Here is a 3,076-nt window from a genome sequence, read left to right as displayed (position 1 = left end):
GCCGGCCGCCGCCCGGTAGCTGGGTCCGCCCTGGCTGTTGCGCAGATCGAAGACCGTTCCGGTGCCGTAGATCGTCGCCTGGGCGAGGGTGAAGGTCTCGGGGAAGACCGGCGGGGGTTCGCCGTTGCCGCCGCCGCTGGTGATGAAGCGGCCGTCGGGACCGTACACGGCGACGAAGTACGCCGTGGCATCCGACTTCACCCTGAAGTCGTCACCGTCCTCGGTGACCGTGCCGGTGAAGACGCTGCTGACGGCATCGGTCTCGGCCAGCTGCTGCACCTGGGAGTCGAGGTTGGTCGCCAGGGTGTTGCGGAGGAACCCGAGCGTGCCCACACCCGCGGCGACGAGTCCGATCGCCAGCACTGCGACGGTGACCCCGGTGACCTTCGCGCGCAGGCTGACGCCGCGCCACCAGTCGGTCAGCGCATCGGTCCTGCCTGCGTGTGCGGCTAGTGCCACGAGGTCACGCGGACTTGCCCGCCTTCAGCATGTAGCCGAAGCCCCGCTTGGTCTGGATGAGGGGCTCGGACGAGTGCGGATCGATCTTGCGCCGCAGGTAGGAGATGTAGCTCTCCACGATGCCGGCGTCGCCGTTGAAGTCGTACTCCCACACGTGGTCGAGTATCTGCGCCTTGCTCAGCACCCGGTTGGGGTTGAGCATGAGGTAGCGCAGCAGCTTGAACTCGGTGGGGGAGAGGTCGATCGACACGTCGCCGACGAGCACGTCGTGGGTGTCCTGGTCCATCGTCAGCTCGCCTGCGCGGATGATCGACTCCTCGTCGGCCTGCATCGTGCGACGCAGGATCGCCTGGATGCGCGCGACGATCTCGTCGAGGCTGAACGGCTTGGTGACGTAGTCGTCGCCGCCGGCGTTGAGGCCGGTGATCTTGTCCTCGGTCTCGTCCTTCGCGGTGAGAAAGAGGATGGGCGCGGTGTAGCCGGCGCCGCGCAGGCGCTTGGTGACGCTGAAGCCGTTCATGTCCGGCAGCATGACGTCGAGCACGATCAGGTCGGGTTCCTCTTCGAGGACGGCCGAGATCGTCTGGGCGCCGTTGGAGACGGCGCGCACCTGGAAACCTGCGAAGCGCAGGCTCGTGATGAGCAGGTCGCGGATGTTCGGCTCATCGTCGACGACAAGGATGCGAGGCGCGGTCATGGCCCCATTATGGTCACGGAACCCATGCGCTGTCTGGACATCGGTCGGTGCGGCCGTCATGCGGTATAGGCGCTGGGTGTTCACGGAGCAAGCGCGCCGGCCCGAAATGAGGGGATCTGCCGGAATGCGGATGCCTGCGGCCCGAGGGACCGCATCCGGGCGAATCTCCTCATCCCGGCAACTGGGTGAGCCGGGGTCGCCGGGGTCGGGCGCCGCGCGCGGGCGCCGCGGCGCCGGCCCGAAAAGAGGGGATCTGCCGGAATGCGGATGCCTGCGGCCCGAGGGACCGCATCCGGGCGAATCTCCTCATCCCGGCAACCGGGTCAGCCGGGGTCACCGGGGTCGGGCGCCGCGCGCGCACGCCGCGGGGGCTGTCAGCCGGGTTCAGGCGCCCAGCGCCGCGCGGCCGGCGACCTGCTCGGCATCCAGGATCGTGTACGAGTACCCCTGCTCGGCGAGGAACCGCTGCCGGTTCTGCGCGAAGTCCTGGTCGACGGTGTCCCGGGCGATCAGGGTGTAGAAGCTGGCGGTGTGCCCGTTGGTCTTCGGCCGCAGCAGACGGCCGAGGCGCTGGGCCTCTTCCTGGCGGGAACCGAACGATCCCGACACCTGGATGGCGACGGATGCCTCGGGGAGGTCGATCGAGAAGTTCGCGACCTTCGAGACCACCAGCACCGGCACCTCGCCGACCCGGAACTGCTGGTACAGCTGCTCGCGCTCGTCGACGGGGACGGCCCCGGTGATCTTCGGTGCCCCGAGCGCCTCGGACAGCTCATCGATCTGGTCGAGGTACTGCCCGATCACCAGGATCTGCTCGCCCTCGTGGCGCGCCACGAGGTCGCGCACGACGTCGATCTTCACCGGCGCCGTCGCGGCGATGCGGTAGCGGTCCTCGTCGGCGGATGCCGCATACTCCAGCCGCTCGTCGACGGGCAGGTCCACGCGCACTTCGTAGCAGATGGCGGGGGAGATGAAGCCCTGGGCCTCGATCTCCTTCCACGGTGCATCGAACCGCTTGGGCCCGATGAGGCTGAAGACGTCTCCCTCGCGGCCGTCCTCGCGCACGAGCGTCGCCGTGAGACCGAGCCTGCGCCGCGCCTGCAGGTCGGCGGTGAGCTTGAACACCGGCGCCGGCAGCAGGTGCACCTCGTCATAGACGATGAGACCCCAGTCGAGGGCGTCCAGCAGCGACAGGTGGGCGTACTGGCCCCCGCGCTTGGCGGTGAGGATCTGGTAGGTGGCGATGGTGACCGGCTTGATCTCCTTGAGCTGACCGGAGTACTCGCCGATCTCCTCTGGCGTGAGGCTCGTGCGCTTGAGCAGCTCGTCGCGCCACTGCCGGGCGCTGACGGTGTTGGTCACGAGGATCAGGGTCGTCGTCTTGGTTTGAGCCATCGCGGCCGCGCCCACGAGCGTCTTGCCTGCGCCGCAGGGGAGCACCACCACGCCGGACCCGCCCTCGTGGAAGGTGTCGACAGCGGTGCGCTGGTACGGACGCAGCGACCAGCCGTCCTCGGCGAGGTCGATGGGGTGCGGGGTGCCGGGGGTGTAGCCGGCGTGGTCCTCGGCCGGCCAGCCGATCTTCAGCAGCTCCTGCTTGATCTGCCCGCGCGCCCACGCATCGACGACGAACGTGTCGGGGGTGGGGCGGCCCACGAGCAGCGGACTGATGCGCTTGTTGCGCGAGACCTCGGACAGCACGGCGTTGTCGGTCGAGCGCAGCACGAGCACGCCCTCGCCGAAGCCCTCGACGTCGGCGCGCTCGATGACCAGGCGGCCGTAGCGGTTGACCGTCTCACGCAGGTCCATCGACACCGATGCGGGCACCGGAAACCGCGACCAGCGCTCGAGGGTCGCGAGCATGTCGTCGGCGTCGTGGCCGGCGGCCCGCGCGTTCCACAGGCCCAGCCGGGTGATGCG

At 69.1% G+C, this 3,076-nt stretch carries 2 protein-coding genes and 1 pseudogene; all 3 read right to left on the bottom strand.

Going from position 1 to position 3,076, the window contains the following annotated elements; genetic code table 11:
- Positions 1 to 459, bottom strand: a pseudogene (locus NQ160_RS21390) (two-component sensor histidine kinase); the annotation flags it as partial.
- Between the two features lie 4 nt (positions 460 to 463).
- Complete coding sequence (locus tag NQ160_RS21385) at positions 464 to 1,156, bottom strand: response regulator transcription factor (protein WP_257495566.1); 693 nt, start codon at positions 1,154 to 1,156, stop codon at positions 464 to 466.
- A 384-nt stretch (positions 1,157 to 1,540) separates the two neighbouring features.
- Positions 1,541 to 3,076, bottom strand: a 1,536-nt coding sequence (locus NQ160_RS21380; protein WP_257517083.1) for a DNA repair helicase XPB, incomplete at its 5' end; no start/stop codon positions are given.

The sequence above is a fragment of the Microbacterium sp. zg.Y909 genome (assembly GCF_024626565.1).
This window is presented reverse-complemented; position numbering and strand designations above follow the sequence as displayed.

What these genes read in the sequence shown, in the direction of transcription:
- NQ160_RS21385 (WP_257495566.1), bottom strand. Translation starts at nt 1,156, where the DNA reads ATGACCGCGCCTCGCATCCTTGTCGTCGACGATGAGCCGAACATCCGC.